Origin of the sequence: Xenorhabdus sp. PB61.4 (genome assembly GCF_963894935.1) — a bacterium.
Lineage (GTDB): Bacteria > Pseudomonadota > Gammaproteobacteria > Enterobacterales > Enterobacteriaceae > Xenorhabdus > Xenorhabdus stockiae.
Genome location: NZ_CAWQJR010000150.1, coordinates 25,714 through 43,284, shown reverse-complemented (window position 1 = coordinate 43,284; position 17,571 = coordinate 25,714). Strand labels below are relative to the sequence as shown.

Annotated in this window: 13 protein-coding genes; 10 read left to right on the top strand and 3 right to left on the bottom strand. The window is 43.8% G+C overall.

Annotated features, from left to right (window positions below; all coding sequences use genetic code 11):
* Positions 1-115: 115 nt before the first annotated feature.
* Entirely contained in the window at positions 116-1,477 is a 1,362-nt protein-coding gene (gene xseA / locus AACX68_RS08865) for an exodeoxyribonuclease VII large subunit (protein ID WP_228858921.1), read from the bottom strand.
* A 174-nt stretch (positions 1,478-1,651) separates the two neighbouring features.
* Between xseA and guaB the strand changes: the two genes are divergently transcribed.
* The 3 genes from guaB to AACX68_RS08850 all read left to right on the top strand — a co-directional run bounded on the left by guaB (position 1,652) and on the right by AACX68_RS08850 (position 6,485).
* Positions 1,652-3,118 (top strand): IMP dehydrogenase, encoded by a 1,467-nt coding sequence (guaB, locus tag AACX68_RS08860; RefSeq protein WP_228858920.1) that lies wholly within the window; start codon positions 1,652-1,654, stop codon positions 3,116-3,118.
* A gap of 82 nt (positions 3,119-3,200) precedes the next feature.
* Positions 3,201-4,778, top strand: a complete 1,578-nt coding sequence (gene guaA / locus AACX68_RS08855; RefSeq protein WP_099110908.1) for a glutamine-hydrolyzing GMP synthase — start codon at positions 3,201-3,203, stop codon at positions 4,776-4,778.
* Between the two features lie 897 nt (positions 4,779-5,675).
* Entirely contained in the window at positions 5,676-6,485 is an 810-nt protein-coding gene (locus AACX68_RS08850) for an alpha/beta fold hydrolase (RefSeq protein ID WP_228858919.1), read from the top strand.
* A 15-nt stretch (positions 6,486-6,500) separates the two neighbouring features.
* Here the strand turns inward: AACX68_RS08850 and AACX68_RS08845 are convergent, their stop codons facing one another.
* Positions 6,501-7,079: a recombinase family protein gene (locus AACX68_RS08845; RefSeq protein WP_099124242.1), complete on the bottom strand. Its 579-nt coding sequence runs from the start codon at positions 7,077-7,079 to the stop codon at positions 6,501-6,503.
* 312 nt (positions 7,080-7,391) lie between these two features.
* Here AACX68_RS08845 and AACX68_RS08840 point away from each other — a divergent pair, with 312 nt between their 5' ends.
* The 7 genes from AACX68_RS08840 (at position 7,392) to flhA (ending at position 17,070) form a co-directional block, all read left to right on the top strand.
* Positions 7,392-8,789, top strand: a complete 1,398-nt coding sequence (locus AACX68_RS08840) for an alanine/glycine:cation symporter family protein (protein WP_228858918.1) — start codon at positions 7,392-7,394, stop codon at positions 8,787-8,789.
* A 157-nt stretch (positions 8,790-8,946) separates the two neighbouring features.
* The gene (locus AACX68_RS08835) at positions 8,947-10,116 is read left to right on the top strand and encodes a KamA family radical SAM protein (protein WP_228858917.1); all 1,170 of its coding nucleotides are present in this window, start codon (positions 8,947-8,949) and stop codon (positions 10,114-10,116) included.
* Between the two features lie 149 nt (positions 10,117-10,265).
* Positions 10,266-11,627 (top strand): ATP-grasp domain-containing protein, encoded by a 1,362-nt coding sequence (locus AACX68_RS08830; protein ID WP_228858916.1) that lies wholly within the window; start codon positions 10,266-10,268, stop codon positions 11,625-11,627.
* A gap of 12 nt (positions 11,628-11,639) precedes the next feature.
* The gene (locus AACX68_RS08825; RefSeq protein WP_228858915.1) at positions 11,640-12,353 is read left to right on the top strand and encodes a 2OG-Fe dioxygenase family protein; all 714 of its coding nucleotides are present in this window, start codon (positions 11,640-11,642) and stop codon (positions 12,351-12,353) included.
* Between the two features lie 17 nt (positions 12,354-12,370).
* The gene (locus AACX68_RS08820) at positions 12,371-13,597 is read left to right on the top strand and encodes an MFS transporter (protein ID WP_228858914.1); all 1,227 of its coding nucleotides are present in this window, start codon (positions 12,371-12,373) and stop codon (positions 13,595-13,597) included.
* 226 nt (positions 13,598-13,823) lie between these two features.
* Positions 13,824-14,975, top strand: a complete 1,152-nt coding sequence (flhB, locus tag AACX68_RS08815; protein ID WP_099110913.1) for a flagellar biosynthesis protein FlhB — start codon at positions 13,824-13,826, stop codon at positions 14,973-14,975.
* The gene (flhA, locus tag AACX68_RS08810) at positions 14,968-17,070 is read left to right on the top strand and encodes a flagellar biosynthesis protein FlhA (RefSeq protein WP_228858913.1); all 2,103 of its coding nucleotides are present in this window, start codon (positions 14,968-14,970) and stop codon (positions 17,068-17,070) included. Before flhB ends, flhA begins: the two co-directional genes overlap by 8 nt.
* Before the next feature lie 57 nt (positions 17,071-17,127).
* Here the strand turns inward: flhA and AACX68_RS08805 are convergent, their stop codons facing one another.
* Positions 17,128-17,460, bottom strand: coding sequence for a hypothetical protein (locus AACX68_RS08805; RefSeq protein ID WP_228858912.1), 333 nt, complete (start codon positions 17,458-17,460; stop codon positions 17,128-17,130).
* Between the last annotated feature and the right edge of the window lie 111 nt (positions 17,461-17,571).

Below are 17,571 nucleotides of genomic sequence, written 5' to 3'. Positions count from 1 at the left end.
ATAATTAAGTGTAGAGTAAAGATGTCATTCATCAAGTGACAAAATGGGGGGGGATATAATAAGGGAGGGGATTTTAATATAACCCCCTTATTAATTTAAAAATTATAATGTGAATTTATTTTTTTCTCTTACTGGCTTTCTTTACTTGTGTCACCTGGCTCTCAACCCAACCATCCTGTACTCGTGTTTTCAGTGAATCACCCACTTTTACCTGCTTAACCTGCTTCAGCAACTTCCCATCCGGCGTTTCGCTGATACTATAACCGCGACTCAAGGTTGCCAGCGGGCTGACAGCTTCCATACGCGAACAGGAAACAGCGAATTTCTCTTTATAGCGGGATAATTGCCGCTCAATTGCCTGTTTTAAGCGAAAATCAATTTGTTGAATATGCTGGCTATAATGTCTTATCTCCTGCTCAGGAGTGTGTTGTAACAGACGCTGAATTAATTTTTCACTGGCAGCAGAATTCTGTTTTAAATGACGTAATAAACCGTCAATTAATTTCTGGCGTAATTCAGATAAACGATTTTGTTGACGAGCCAGCCGTAAATCAGGGCTTTGTTGCTGGAGGCGGTGGTGTAATCCATTAAAAACACGTTGCTTCTGGGCAAAGAAGTAATCCATTGCCATTTCGAGGCGCTGTTGCAGGGACTGAACTTGTCTCAGTAGCTCAAGTTGATTACGACTAACTAACTCAGCCGCAGCGGAAGGTGTGGGTGCACGTAAATCAGCGACGAAATCTGCAATGGTGACATCAGTTTCATGCCCGACGGCACTGACGACAGGAATTTGGCTGTGGAATATCGCCCGTGCTACTTGTTCATCATTAAAACACCATAAATCTTCCAGTGAGCCACCACCGCGCCCGAGAATGAGAACATCACATTCCTGCCGGATATTAGCTAATTCAATCGCCCGAATAATTTGTAACGGTGCTTCTGCTCCCTGAACTGCGGTAGGGTAAACAATAACGGGTAGAGAAGGGTCACGACGTTTCAGAATATTCAGAATATCGTGTAACGCAGCACCACTGGCTGAAGTAATCACACCAAGCCGTTTTGCAGGCGAGGGAAGCGATTTTTTATAAATCTGCTCAAATAACCCTTCAGCGGTGAGTTTTTGTTTTAAAACTTCAAATTGTTGTTGCAGCAACCCATCACCGGCAGGCTGGATACTTTCCACAATCAACTGATAATCACCCCGTGGCTCATACAGAGTGATCTGTGCTCTTACTAACACCTGCTGACCGTTTTGTGGCCGGAATGTTGCCCGTAAATTGTAACTACGAAACATTGCAGCCCGGATTTGTGCCCGCTCATCTTTCAGCGTGAAATACCAATGACCGGACGAAGGCTGGGAAAAGTTAGAAATTTCAGCACTGAGCCAAATTTTACCCATTTCCAGTTCTAATAGCTGACGAACCGTCTGATTCAGACGACTAACAGAAAAAATTCCAGTGTTGGTTGGCAGTGACATGTGAGCTAGATCAAATTTTAAAACAAGGACTTAATTGACTGATAATAACTGCTCGCCACCACTAATCAAGAAATTTTTTCAGAAAATGCTGGAGGCAACCGATTACGGCCTGTATAATGCCGCGGCAATATTTTATCCCTTATTGACGCCCCATAGCTTGGTGAGATATTGCTCATGTTACGAATTAAAAAAGAAGCATTAACTTTTGACGACGTTCTGTTGGTTCCTGCCCATTCTACAGTTCTGCCTAACACGGCAGATTTGTCCACACAATTAACATCTACTATTCGCCTGAACGTGCCTATGCTCTCAGCAGCAATGGATACCGTGACGGAATCTTCTCTGGCTATCGCGCTGGCACAGGAAGGGGGAATTGGTTTTATTCACAAAAACATGCCTATTGAACGTCAGGCTGAAGAAGTCAGCCGCGTGAAAAAACATGAAAGTGGTGTTGTCACCGATCCTGTCACTGTAACGCCACAAACGACACTGCGTGAAGTCAATGAATTAGCTGCGCGTAATGGCTTCGCTGGTTATCCTGTCGTAACTGAATCTAACGAACTGGTTGGTATCATCACTGGCCGTGATGTGCGTTTTGTTACAGATTTGGAATTGCCAGTTACCGCAGTCATGACGCCAAAAGAGCGTCTGGTGACGGTAAAAGAAGGTGAAGCCCGCGATGTAGTATTGCAGAAAATGCACGAAAAACGCGTTGAGAAAGCATTGGTTGTTGATGATAACTTCCATTTGCTCGGCATGATCACAGTGAAAGATTTTCAGAAAGCAGAACGTAAACCAAACGCTTGTAAAGATGAGCAGGGTCGTCTGCGTGTAGGTGCTGCTGTTGGTGCCGGTGCTGGCAATGAAGATCGTGTTGATGCGCTGGTAGCGGCTGGTGTGGACGTGTTGCTGATTGACTCATCCCACGGTCATTCTGAAGGTGTTTTGCAGCGTATCCGCGAAACCCGTGCTAAATACCCTAATCTGCAAATCATTGGTGGTAACGTAGCAACCGGTGAAGGCGCTAAAGCGCTGGTAGAAGCAGGTGTGAATGCCGTTAAAGTCGGTATCGGCCCTGGTTCTATCTGTACTACCCGTATCGTGACCGGTGTTGGTGTACCACAAATTACCGCGATTGCTGACGCAGTAGAAGCACTGGAAGGAACAGGGATCCCGGTTATTGCTGACGGTGGTATCCGCTTCTCCGGTGACATCGCTAAAGCGATTGCCGCAGGTGCTGCATGTGTGATGGTTGGTTCAATGCTGGCAGGTACAGAAGAATCTCCGGGTGAAATCGAACTCTATCAGGGCCGCTCGTTTAAATCCTATCGTGGAATGGGTTCTCTGGGCGCAATGTCCAAAGGTTCTTCTGATCGCTACTTCCAGACTGATAATGCGGCAGATAAATTAGTACCGGAAGGTATCGAAGGCCGTGTTGCTTATAAAGGATTGCTGAAAAATATCATTCACCAACAAATGGGTGGACTACGCTCCTGTATGGGTCTGACAGGCTGCGCTACGATTGATGAACTGAGAACTAAAGCAGAATTCGTTCGTATCAGTGGCGCTGGTATTCAGGAAAGTCACGTTCATGACGTGACTATCACGAAAGAATCACCAAATTACCGTTTAGGTCTGTAATTTACTTACACAGTGGCTCGCAATAGCGGGTCACTGATTTTTTTACTTTTTAATTGCCACTTGTTTTGGGAATTCACCTCTAATGACAACTAATATCCATCAGCATCGCATTCTGATCCTTGATTTTGGCTCGCAATATACACAACTTATTGCCCGCCGTATCCGTGAAATCGGTGTTTATTGTGAACTTTGGACATGGAATGTCACTGAAGAACAAATCCGTGCATTTAACCCTAGCGGTATCATTCTTTCTGGTGGCCCGGAAAGCACAACTGAGAACAACAGTCCACGTGCGCCAGAATATGTGTTCAACGCGGGTGTGCCGGTATTGGGTGTCTGCTATGGCATGCAAACCATGTCTATGCAATTGGGTGGAGAAGTTTCTACCTCTAATGAGCGTGAGTTTGGCTATGCTCAGGTTGAGCTGAAAGGTGATAGCGAACTGTTCCGCGGTATTCAGGATGCACTGAATGAATCAGGTACACCGGTACTGGATGTGTGGATGAGCCATGGCGATAAAGTTACTGCCATTCCGGAAGGCTTCACTACTGTAGCCAGCACTGATAGCTGCCCATTTGCTATCATGGCGAATGAAGAAAAACGTTTTTATGGTGTACAGTTCCACCCGGAAGTAACTCATACTCATCAGGGTCTGAACATCCTGAAACGCTTTGTGCTGGATATTTGTCAGTGTGAAGCCCTGTGGACACCTGCCTCTATCATTGATGATATCGTAGAGCGTCTGCGTGCGCAGATCGGTGATGATAAAGTTATCCTTGCTCTGTCTGGTGGTGTCGATTCCTCAGTAACAGCGCTGCTGCTGAACCGCGCAATTGGCAAACGTCTGACCTGCGTATTTGTAGACAATGGCCTGCTTCGTCTGAATGAAGCGGATCAGGTGATGGACATGTTCGAGGGTAAATTCGACCTGAACATCATCCATGTTAAAGCTGAAGATCGCTTCCTTTCCGCACTGGCGGGAATTAATGATCCTGAAGCTAAACGTAAAACCATCGGTCACGTATTTATCGACGTGTTTGATGAAGAAGCTTCAAAACAGACTCAGGTTAAATGGCTGGCACAGGGCACGATTTACCCGGATGTTATCGAATCAGCAGCATCAGCGACAGGTAACGCACATGTAATCAAATCTCACCACAACGTGGGTGGTTTGCCTGAAGATATGGCTCTGGGTCTGGTTGAGCCTCTGAAAGAGCTGTTCAAAGACGAAGTTCGCCGCATCGGTCTGGAACTGGGCCTGCCATATGACATGCTGTACCGCCACCCATTCCCGGGCCCGGGTCTTGGTGTACGTGTACTGGGTGAAGTGAAGAAAGAATACTGTGACTTGCTGCGTCGTGCTGATGCTATCTTTATTGAAGAGTTGCATAAAGCCGATCTGTATAACAAAGTTAGTCAGGCATTTACCGTATTCCTGCCAGTTCGTTCTGTCGGCGTAATGGGTGATGGACGTAAATATGACTGGGTTGTCTCCCTGCGTGCAGTAGAAACCATCGACTTTATGACCGCGCACTGGGCACACCTGCCATATGATTTCCTTGGCCGTGTATCAAACCGTATCATCAATGAAGTCAGTGGGATATCGCGCGTAGTCTATGACATAAGCGGTAAACCACCAGCAACAATTGAGTGGGAATGATATAAAGCCTTCCCAAGCCTCACCAAATCATCATGATTTTTAAATTAAGACCCTGATTTCAGGGTCTTTTCATCCCCAAACCTCACCGTATCAGCATGCGATTATTGACGGTATCAGAAAGATAAAAAGGATGCGGCTATGCTGACAGACACTAAGTTAAAAAACCTCAAACCTACCGATAAATTATACAAGATTTCTGACCGTGACGGACTCTAGTCTTAGACTGCCCCTATAGTACAGGACGGGGTTGCCTTCGGTGCTGTATTGTCTGTGGGAAAAACAGCCCAATTATGGATTTCAAGGTGCGAATTTCAACCAATGTCGCTTTGATATAATAACCAGAGTGGGTGCCAACAAAAACAAACTATAACGTTAATCAAATGAAAAAATTATCATCATTAAAAGTGACAGCAATTTTTGCTATTAGCGCTTTGCTATCTGCGTGCGCTGATAGCAATTACACAATGTTCCCAGATACGATGCCTGAATGGTGGTACAACCAGCATCATAGCGTCTATACAGGACCTGACTGGAACGCAAAAGAAATAAACAAAATGATAGAGTTAAAGAATCAGCAAAGTCATTAAATCTGATAGTATGCGCACCTGTGCGCATACTATCGTTATATGTAAATCGGGTTCGGGTGCCCCATGCCGACGCAGTCGCGGGGCTGAACCCGATTCAACATAACGGTGTATCAATTTCAGGAGCCGAATTTATAGTGCAAAATTGGCTCATTTGCCTGTTAAAAATGCCAAAAGTAGACAATGATGCATTCTTTTATCATCTAAAACAAAGTAATAACCAATATGCTGGATTTTGGAATAGATCACAGTGTTATCTCATTGATTTAGAGTATAAAACAGCACCATTTAAATCTAGGCGGGGTAATAGACAGTGCATACGATCGAAAAAACGATCCATCTGGCAGATTTATTTGTTTCTTATCGTAAAGACTTTAGTGAAAATCAGGAAAACTCCCAGAACCCAGTGATGTTTCTGCATGGTACAAATAGCGATGGAAATAGTAGTTTTGGAAAGATAAAAACTCCATTTAATCGTGACCGGACAGTTATTATCCCTGACTATGCGGGCTGTGGTAATTCCAGTTTGCCATCCGGAGAGCTGACGATTGAACACCTTGCAGAGCAAGTAGTCGCAGTTATCAATGATAGTAGCGATGAGCCTGTGGATTTAGTGGGGTTCTCTTTGGGGGCCGTTGTTGCTGTGGTTGTTGCCGCGACTCATCCACAATTAGTAAATCGACTAGTATTGACTGCTCCGTGGGCAACCAATGACGATCCCTATTTTAGGTTGATGTTCACAACTTGGTTAAAACTGGAAAACAGTGATCAGGCTTTAGCAACTGCCTTTGGCTTATCCCATGTTCTTAGCCCGGAATTTATTTCATCACTGGGGCAGGATACTCTCAATCAAATCTGTGCCAGACCCTCAGAAAAAGAGACGGACAAACGCATAGCTCTGGGGTTATCAGTAAATATCGAGAATCACCTGACCCGGATAAATAAAGACACATTAATTATCGGATTAAGTCACGATACGCTTATCCCGCCTTATCTGGTACGAGAAGTTCATCAGTCTGTGAAAAATAGCCAGTACAGGGAAGTGAAGAGTGGTCATGCTGTACCGCTGGAAAACCCAACAGAATGGGTGAGTGTTATCAACGATTTTTTACAGCGTCGCTAGCCAGAGCCGTAGTTTTTACTCTGAAAGGGTTGACGTAGAGGCTAAATTCACGGGTAAATATTTATAAATGGTTGACAGTGATACATCATAAATAATGGATAGTTGCTTTCGGGTATGGCCTTTATGCAGTAATCTGGCGGCCTGTTGTCGATCTTCTTCGGTAAATCTGACAGGCCGTCCGCCGATCCTGCCTTGTTCCCGGGCCGCAGCCAGGCCTGCATTTGTTCTTTCGACGATCAACTCACGTTCCATTTCTGCCAGTGCACTCATTACATGGAAGAAAAAACGCCCCATAGCGGTACTGGTATCAATACTATCCGTCAGACTTTGGAAATGAATTCCCTGTTCATTCAGTTCTGAAATTAATGTCACCAGATTTTTTACACTGCGCCCCAGACGATCCAGCTTCCAGACAACCAGCGTATCGCCAGATTTCAGATGCTTCAATGCACGTTTTAATCCCGGACGATTGGCGGTTCTTCCACTGATTTTATCTTCAAAAATCATTTCACAGTGGATATTGGCTAGTGCATTTCTTTGTAAATCACTATTCTGGTCACTTGTTGATACCCTGATATAACCAATTTTTGCCACGGATAACCCTTAATTATGTAATGAACTATTCATAAGGAGATAATACCGACTTTTCCATTATAAAAACCTAAAATTTACCAAATTACGTGATAAAAATTCACAAAATAGTGCTTTGTCCTTGATTTTGTTATGGCGAAGGACAGTATTAAATAAAATCATTAACATGCCGCCTGACTCGGTGATCATACTCACAGTATTAAGTTTTATTAACAAGAGATAGCAATTAGTTCTCGATTATTTTCTCAAAATGCTCTTTATTTAGTTGAAACAATTTTGTTGCTAACTTGTTATTTATAATTCCGAGGGTTGTATATGGAGCTGATCACACAATGGTTAGGTGCAATAAACGGGGTTGTATGGGGAGTACCAATGTTGATTGGTCTTCTGGGCATTGGTATTTTCATGCAAATCCGCCTGTCTTTCCTGCCTATCCGTAAATTAGGAACAGGTTTTAAATTACTTTTCCAAAAAAACAAACAACGTGGCGAAGGGCAGATTTCACCTTTTAATGCATTAATGACCGCATTATCCGCAACAATAGGTACAGGAAACATTGCCGGGGTAGCGACCGCTATTGTCATGGGTGGGCCAGGAGCACTGTTCTGGATGTGGATGACGGCATTGGTAGGAATGGCGACTAAATATTCTGAAGCCGTGCTGGCAGTACGTTACCGTGAAACAGACAAAAACGGTAACTATGTGGGCGGCCCCATGTACTACATCAAAAATGGATTAGGAAAAAAATGGGTCTGGCTGGGAACGTTATTTGCCTTATTTGGCAGTATGGCCGGTTTTGGTATTGGTAATACAGTACAGGCCAACTCGGTTGCTGAAGTACTACACAGTAGCTTTGGTATTGATAAAGCCATTACTGCCGTTGCACTGGTTCTTCTGGTTGGTGCGGTACTGATTGGTGGCATTAAGCGTATCTCTGATGTTGCAGGTAAACTGGTTCCTGTGATGACCGTCGGTTACTTGGCGATCGGGATTATCGTTCTGGGGCTTAACGTGACTGCTATTCCGGAAGCAATCGCTTTGATCATTAAGTCTGCGTTTACTCCTGTTGCGGCTCAGGGCGGATTTGCCGGTGCAGCAGTCTGGGCTGCAATCCGCTTTGGTATTGCCCGTGGTGTATTCTCTAACGAAGCCGGTATGGGAAGTGCGCCTATCGCTCACGCAGCAGCAAAAACTCAAAACCCTATCCGGCAGGGCTTAATCGCCATGTTGGGCACTTTTATCGATACCATTATAGTTTGCTCCATTACCGGGCTGACAATTGTTATTACCGGTGGCTGGCTGACAGGAGAAACCGGCGCAACACTAACAGCGAGTTCTTTCTCAGCAGTTATTCCGGGAGGGCACTACCTTGTTGCGCTTGCTCTGGCTATCTTTGCTTTCACAACCATCTTAGGCTGGAGTTTCTACGGTGAAAAATGTATCCAGTACTTATTTGGAACGAAAGCCATTACACCTTTTCGTATTGTCTGGATCATTGCCCTGCCAATTGGCGCGACTCAGTCACTAAGCTTAGTTTGGCTATTAGCAGATACACTCAATGCAATGATGGCTATCCCTAACTTAATTGCGATTGCCCTGTTAAGCCCGGTGGTATACCGTTTGACCAAAGATCATATCCATGATGTGAATGCGGACAGCCTTGAAATTAAGGCAAACAGCATTGAAATTAAAACGGCAATGAAAACAGATTAATAATTATTAAATAAAAGCTATAAATTGAAATTGCTCCTATGTCTCCAGCTAAGTGTTATCAAGCTTAACGCACAGATTGAGATATGGGAGCATGCTATTTATGAGAGGTACGAAATTAATGCAATTAATATAATAATGAAAATTAGAGGCAATAATAATGAAATATAGCCATGTCGTACCTCATTCTCAGCAAATTTTGACTACTTCAACTGAAAACTGGATTGACTGGCGCTGGCAGCAAAAAAATGCCATCCGTGATGAAGAAGCTTTACGTTTAGCCTGTGGCGGATGGAGTGAAGAAATAACCCAGCGTATTCAACAAAATCTACAAGGGCAAAAGATGCAGATCACCCCTTATTATCTGCGTCGTATTTTAGCCACCAGTCAATCTGACGATATCACTGCAAATCCACTCTGGCGGCAAGTTGTTCCATTCTGGAGTGAAGAAAAGTTGAATGGTTATGATGGGGAATCAGAAAACTGGGAACTGAATCATGAAATGAAAACCCCTATTTGCCAGCATAAATATGACAATCGAGTCATTTTGCGCATGGTCAATGCCTGTAATTCCTACTGTCAGTTCTGTTTTGAAGCCCTGCGAACATTGAAAGTTGATTCAGAAAAATCCAATGCAGGCCGTAGTTCCTTCCAGCAATCCATCGAATACATTAAGAATACGCCTTCGATCGAAGAAGTTATCCTGAGCGGCGGTGATCCCCTTATGCTGACGGATAACAAATTAGCTGAATCCCTCGCAGCTATCAGAGAAATCAGGGGTGATCTGTTAATTCGTATTCATTCCCGTGCTCTCACTTTTAATCCTTACCGTATTACCGATAATCTGTTAGAAGCTCTGGAAAAATATCGGGTTAATGCTTTTGGTGTACATATTTGTCATCCACTGGAAATCAGTGAGGAATTCCAGTCTGCGGTACGTCGTATTCAACAAGTTGTGCCGATTGTTTTTTCCAATATGCCTTTTTTACGTGGAATTAATGATAGTGAAGAAACCCTGCATAAGTTATTTATAGCGCTTTATCGTATTGGCGTGAAACCTTATTATCTCTATCACTTTATGCCTTTCTCGCCGGGTTCTTCAGAATATAAAGCCTCAATTAATGATGGTATCGCTATCATGAAAAAGCTCAAGCGCCGGGTTTCTAACATTGCCTTGCCGGAATATGTTTTGCCACATATGAAGGGGAAATTTACTGTTCCACTGTTCACGGATCCTGATGAAATTCCTTATTTCGAAACGCGTGGCAGTCAACATTATTACCGCTTTATCAATTGGAAAAATGAGCAATGTGAATGGTTAGATAATTAATCCCATTTATTGTTTTATCAACGGTTAATTTAATAAATTCAAAAATAAATGTATACCCGATAGATTTCAGGGCGTTGACAGCTGAGAGTCAGTCATCCAGCTATCTGAAATACTAAGGGTATATAGACTATGCATTTTAAGGATACCAAATGAAACCGAATGCAATTCTATTTGTTGATATTGATGAAGCGGATGTAACACGTTATTACTACCGAGAACCTCATTTTGCAGAAGCAAAAAAGATGGGAATATCTTGCCTGACGGTAGCGCATAAAGGTCGTCAGAATACAGAACGGCTTTTTGCTGACAGTGATGAAGTTTTTTTCTTAGCATCGTTATCGGCTGAATCCTTGCAGGAGTTTGTTATTAGCTTGCAACAAACTTACAATCTGTGCGCAATTCTCTGTTATGCGGGACAGGCTTCTGCCTATGGGCAGTTGGGCTGTATTATTGCTGAAATTTGCCAAAAAATCGGGATACCTCACACGTCTTCTGCTTCTATTGCTGCCTGTAACAACAAATTTCTTATGCGTCAGGCATTACAAAAGCATGGAGTTAGATCAATAAATTATGCATTGTGTAACAGTGAAGAGGAATTATATAAGCAGGCAGAAATAATTGGTTATCCGGTTATAGCAAAACCCCCTTTTGGCGCAGGTTCAGTTTTTATTAAGAAATGCAATAACTGGTCTGAATTACAATCTCATTACCAATTATTTAAAATACAGTACAAATCTACCGCTTCAATTCAGTTTCTGGGAATGATTGAGACCTATTTTACCGCTGAGGGTATATCACTCCTAAATCAGCCCGGACAAAGTATGCTGCTGGAAGAATATATTGAGGGTATTGAAGGGACTGTTGAGTGTGTAATGACTCAGGATGAAACTTATCCGATATTAATAAATGAAAAACTGATTTTGACTGAAAAAAATAATACGATATTAGAGAATTTGCTTATTTCTCCGCCTGTTTCATTTACCGAAACAGAACAGGAACAAATCAGAGATTATGCCATTGCCTGCATACAAGCTGTCGGGTTGAACTATTCTATTGCTCATCTTGAATTCCGCATGACGGCGGATGGCCCGATAGTTATTGAAATTAATCCGCGGCTTGGTGGTTTATTTGTAAGTACCGCATTTCGTGATGTTGCAGGATTAAATCCTTACCAGCTTTATCTTTCTATTCTTTTACATGAGCAAGATATTGATGCTCAGATTAAACTAGGCCAACAAAAGGCGATGACAGGCAAACAGCATTATTCTATGTTAGCTATTTATCCGGAAAATAGTGGTTATTTTCATGGAATAGAAAATATTGAGTACATCAAAAACAATGCTTGTGTCATCGAATGCCGGACTCAGCCGGCTGGCTGTTATATTGATGCGGAAACAGAAGAACATTACCTGATAAGGTGCTGGGCAAAAGTTGATAATGCTTTCCATGCCTATGCATTACACGATGAAATAATACAGCATGTAAAACCCATTATTACACCAATTTTATAAGGGCTGTCACTCATGCGAATTGCAGAAATTTCGGCACAATTAATGGATGAGCATTATTGCCATATTCCTCATTTTGATGAACTTATTTCATATTATGAAGAAGATGCCAGAACATTTAAAAATTATTGGAATAATTTAAAACTGGATCAGAACTTTAAAAACTATACGCACAGGGAAAGGCGAATTCTGCGTTACTATTATTATCCCGGCATGGAAAATCCTTTGCAACTTAACCGAGACAGTGAATATCGTTCATCAGTAATCTATAACGTTGAATATACAAAAGGAGTTAACCAACTTAGCTATGCGGAAGAAGGGTTTATTAACCACCCTATTATGCAACGTATTCTTTCAACGAATATTGCTATCTTGGGCGGACGATTAGTAAAAGGTCATCGTTATTCGATTGATATCCACCAATTCCGGGTGAAAGCTTCGTCAGGAAAAGAGAGTCCGACAACTTCCGGTATTCATCAGGATGGACAGGAGTGGATCTTTATGCATTTTATTCAGGGCAATAATATTGCTCCTGTGATTTCTGAGGTTCATGTAAGTAGCGATGAAGCTCCGCCTTTACTGCAAACAGCGATGACTAAATTTCTGGAAACGCTCGCAATAGATGACAAACAACTTTATCATCGGGCAAGCAATGTTCGGCAAATATCTCCTACCTCTGAGGCATTTCGGGATTTATTGTTGGTCACTTTCCGGCAGTTTCCTGAATAATAAGAGAGCTAATAATAATGTTAAGTCAGGAAAATAGTTTGAATGTGCGTTGGTCTGGCCGTAATGCGTTATTTATCGTGAGTGCGAGGTTTGTCTCTGATTTCGGCGCGTTTCTGAATATGGTGGCGTTATCCACTTACGTTTACCTGCTTAGTAACAGTGTCATGCACGTCAGTATTTTTCTGGCTTGTCGTGTTGCTGGTGGGGTTATTGCCAGTTTAATTGGAACCCCTTTTTTCCGGCGATATACAGGGCGATGGCCGCTGGTTTGTTTCGATTTATTGCGGGTTTTATTGCTGTGTTTGTTACTGATAATTCCGGTTTCACAGCAATTATTGATCTTACCAGCGATTGCTTTTGGGATTGGGCTGGGTAACTCAATGTTTGCCATCGGGTTAAACAGCCAGCTTCCACATTGGGTATCTGCTTCACAACGTATATCAACGAATTCCTGGCTGACTTCCGTTGCGGCCACCGGTGCAGTACTTGGCAGCCTGATATCCGGTTTACTGGTTGCCGGCAGTGGTTACGAAATGGTGTTTATTGTCAACATCATTACCTATCTGGTGGCAGCAATATTGATTATGCCACTGCGTTTTCTCACCAAACCAGAGTCACAAGGAACACGCGCTTTAGGGAGCGAATGGCGAGAATTACGTCTTGGGTTACGCGGAGCACCGATACTGGCCGGAATGTTATTTCTCAGTCTGGCGGATACACTGGGCAGTGCTGCCCATAACGTCGGTTTTCCTATCATTTCCAAGCTCCTGAACCCAGATAATGCCAGTACGGTAATGGGCCTGTTATTGGCAACATGGGCGGTGGGAAAATTCAGTGGTGCGCGTTTAGCCAGTTATTTGCTACGTAGCCGCAACTTATTGAAAATGGAAAAGCTGTTTTTTCTCGGTGTTGCATTGATGTCAACGGGCTTTATCCTGACGTTTCAACAAACTGACCAGCTTTGGTTGCTGGTGTTTGCAGTCTGGGCAGGGATTGGGGATGGAATTGCAGAAGTGAGTTTAATTTCCCGGGCACAAAGTGAACCGGAAAGCCTGCGGTTGCCCATTTTCAGTCTGCTGACCCTACTGCAAATGACAGGATTTGGTGTAGGAATGCTATTGGTCGCACCGTTCTACGTCTGGCTGCCACCTTCCAGCGTCATTATCATATTCCACGGTTTGCCACTGGCTGTGTTAGTTATGATTTTGCTATGGGCACGGCGTTTTACTGTCAGTAAGGTGTGAATTTCATCTATCTGCCACTTTCGAAATTCTTACCTTATTGGTTGCACTGAATACTTTTAATTCATGGGGCGTATAATGCCCCAAATATCCTCGCAAATTCCGCAGTGTTCCCGCCATTGAATTTCGTCGCTTTTGTCATGCTTAGCAATATTTTATTTGTCCTTTGCTGAAGCTTGTTAAGGACAAATTTCCTGCATGCAATAACGAATGCTCACCAAGGAAAGCTGTGGCTGAAGATAGCGATCTCGAAAAAACCGAAGAACCCACGCCCCATAAACGGGAAAAAGCTCGAAAAGAGGGGCAGATAGCGCGTTCGAAGGAACTCACTTCTATCCTGATGTTAGCGGGAGGTGTCAGTTTGCTCTGGATGAGCGGACAATCACTCACTCACGAACTTTCATTGATGGTATTCGAAGGATTTAATTTTGACCATAACATGGTCAGTAATGATAAACAGATGGTGCAACAGGTGGGTCGCTTGTTGAAACAGGCTGTCTGGGCAGTATTACCTGTGTTTACCGGATTGGTTTTGATTGCCCTGAGCGCACCAACGTTAATGGGCGGGCTGATATTCAGTTCGAAATCAATCAAATTTGATCTGACTAAACTGAACCCGATTGCGGGTCTGAAGAAAATCTTCTCCATGAATGCGTTGGCAGAGTTGTTCAAGGCAATTCTGAAAGCGTCATTGGTAGGAGGAGGGGCCGCACTATTTATCTGGGCAAACTGGCCTGCCATGCTGAACCTGACAACTCAACCACCGCTGGTGGCGTTGAGTGATGCCATGATGATGCTGATTTTTGCAGGCTACATTGTCCTGTTTATGCTGATACCAATGGTGGCGTTTGACGTGCTTTATCAGATCCGCAGCCACCTGAAAAAACTGAGAATGACCCGTCAGGAGATCAAGGATGAATTTAAGGAGCAGGAAGGGGATCCACATGTAAAGGCGCGTATTCGCCAACAGCAGCGTGCGGCTGCACGTAAGCGCATGATGGCGGATGTGCCGAAAGCGGATGTCATTGTCACGAACCCGACTCACTACGCAGTAGCTTTACAGTATGACAGTAACAAAATGGGCGCACCTAAAGTACTGGCGAAAGGGGCTGGGCTTATTGCCTTGCGTATCAAAGAGATTGGTGCGGAAAATCGAATTCCGTTATTGGAAGCGCCTCCATTAGCAAGGGCATTATTCCGTCATGCTGAAGTGGGGGGCTTTATTCCGGCAGCACTTTATGCTGCCGTTGCTGAAGTGCTTGCCTGGGTTTACCAATTAAAACGTTGGAAACGGGAAGGTGGCCTGAAACCAAAAACACCTGAAAATCTGCCAGTGCCGCCAGCACTGGATTTTGCTGGAGAAAATAATCGTCATGGCTAATCTGGCCTCATTATTACGTTTATCAGGGAATCGTTTACCGGGGAATATGAAAGGTTCCGAGTGGCAAATGCTTGCGGGGCCTGTACTGATCCTCATGATCCTGTCGATGATGGTACTACCGTTACCACCATTTCTGCTCGATCTCCTGTTCACATTCAACATTGCACTTTCCATCATGGTCTTGCTGGTGGCAATGTTTACGCGTCGGACACTGGATTTTGCTGCTTTTCCGACGATCCTACTGTTTTCGACTTTATTGCGTCTGTCACTGAACGTAGCTTCTACGCGTATCATTCTGATGGAAGGACATACCGGATCAGCGGCGGCAGGGCAGGTGGTAGAAGCCTTCGGCCACTTCCTTGTCGGTGGTAATTTTGCCATTGGTATTGTTGTGTTCGTCATCCTTATCCTGATTAACTTTATGGTCATCACCAAAGGTGCGGGGCGTATCGCCGAAGTCGGTGCGCGCTTTGTACTTGATGGAATGCCCGGCAAACAGATGGCGATTGATGCTGATTTGAATGCCGGATTGATTGGTGAAGATGAAGCGAAAAAACGTCGTGCAGAAGTGACACAAGAAGCGGATTTCTACGGTTCAATGGATGGTGCGAGTAAATTCGTGCGTGGAGATGCCATTGCCGGATTAATGATTCTGGTAATCAATATTATCGGTGGCTTAATTGTTGGTGTTGCCCAGCACAATATGAGTCTGGGTGATGCTGCGGAAGCCTATACGCTGTTGACCATTGGTGACGGTCTGGTTGCCCAGTTACCGGCGTTGATCATCTCTACCGCTGCGGGTGTTATCGTTACTCGCGTAGCGACTGACGAAGATGTTGGTCAGCAGATGGTGACTCAGCTTTTCAACAACCCTAAAGTTTTAATGTTGAGTGCTGGTGTATTAGGTTTACTTGGTTTAGTGCCGGGAATGCCTAACTTTGTTTTCCTGTTGTTCACTGCTGCATTAGCGGGAGTCGGTTATTTCCTGTTGCGTAAGGATAAAGATCCGTTTACGGCACAACATGCAGAGATGAAAGCGGTGGAAGAGCAACAGCAAACCGCGGAAGCTTCATGGTCTGATGTCCAACTGGAAGACCCACTGGGAATGGAAGTCGGTTATCGTTTGATCCCGATGGTTGATTTTCGTCAGAATGGCGAGTTGCTTGGTCGTATCAGTGGTATCCGTAAAAAATTCGCACAGGAAGTGGGTTATTTACCGCCTGTTGTCCATATCCGTGACAACCTTGAACTTGCTCCTGCAAGCTATCGCATCATGATGAAAGGGGTAGAAATTGGTCGTGGTGAAGCCCATCCGGGACGTTGGCTGGCAATTAATCCGGGTGGAGCAGTCGGTGATTTACAGGGTGACCTGACGAAAGACCCGGCCTTTGGTCTACCTGCTGTCTGGATTGATGACAGTTTAAGGGAACAGGCTCAGGTACAGGGTTATACCGTGGTAGCGGCAAGTACGGTTGTGGCGACACATCTTAACCATTTATTGTCTCAGCACTCCAGTGAACTGTTCGGCAGACATGAAGCACAGCAACTGTTCGAACGAGTGAGTCAGGAAATGCCGAAACTGACAGAAAACTTTATCCCTGATGTTGTCAGCCTGACGACCTTACATAAGGTTCTACAAAATCTGTTAGCGGAACAAGTACCAATCCGTGATATGCGAACTGTTATTGAAACGCTGGCGGAACATGCACCGGTACAGACTGACCCTTACGAACTGACAGCTGCCATCCGAATTGCACTGGGTAGAGCAATTGCTCAGCAATGGTTCCCGGGCGTGGATGAAATTAAAGTGATTGGTCTGGATGCAAACCTTGAGCGTATTCTGCTTCAGGCATTACAGGGTGGTGGCGGACTGGAGCCGGGATTGGCTGAAAGTCTGGAGCGTCAGGCGGCAGAAGCACTGGAGCGTCAGGAAATGCTGGGAGCACCACCGGTACTGTTGGTCAACCATGCGCTGCGCCCATTACTGTCACGTTTCTTGCGCCGTATATTGCCTCGGTTGGTTGTACTTTCTAATCTTGAAATTACCGATAATCGCCAGATAAGAATGACGGCGACAATTGGTGGTGCTAGGTAGTATTAGTTGTTGGAATAATAAGGTGATCATCTCAATGATCACCTTACTATAAAGTCATTAATCTTCAGGTCCTTTCCATTCTAATTTATTTCTCATTTCATCTGGCACCAACTCAAATAACATTTTGATTCTCTTTTTATGATAGTTATAGTTAGAACACATTCTGTCATTTGCATTTTCTAGATAATATCTGGCTTGACTATTTAAAAAATAAATATCGTGCTCACAAATTTCTGTCTCTTTTAGATAAGAAACAATATTATGTAATAATTCCGCCTCTTGATAGCAGGATTTATCTCGCCCTTTGCGAATAAAACCGTGTGTTTGCACATTTCTGATATGGGGAAGTGCAAATCTCAACATGTCAATATATATATCAATACGATTCATGATGTAATCCTAAACATAAAATTACCTTTCCTTAAAAAGTGGCCTGTTGTACAGTTACACAAATTTAATAGATATTTCTATAAATTCCTAGCTGCCATTGATTGATTTATT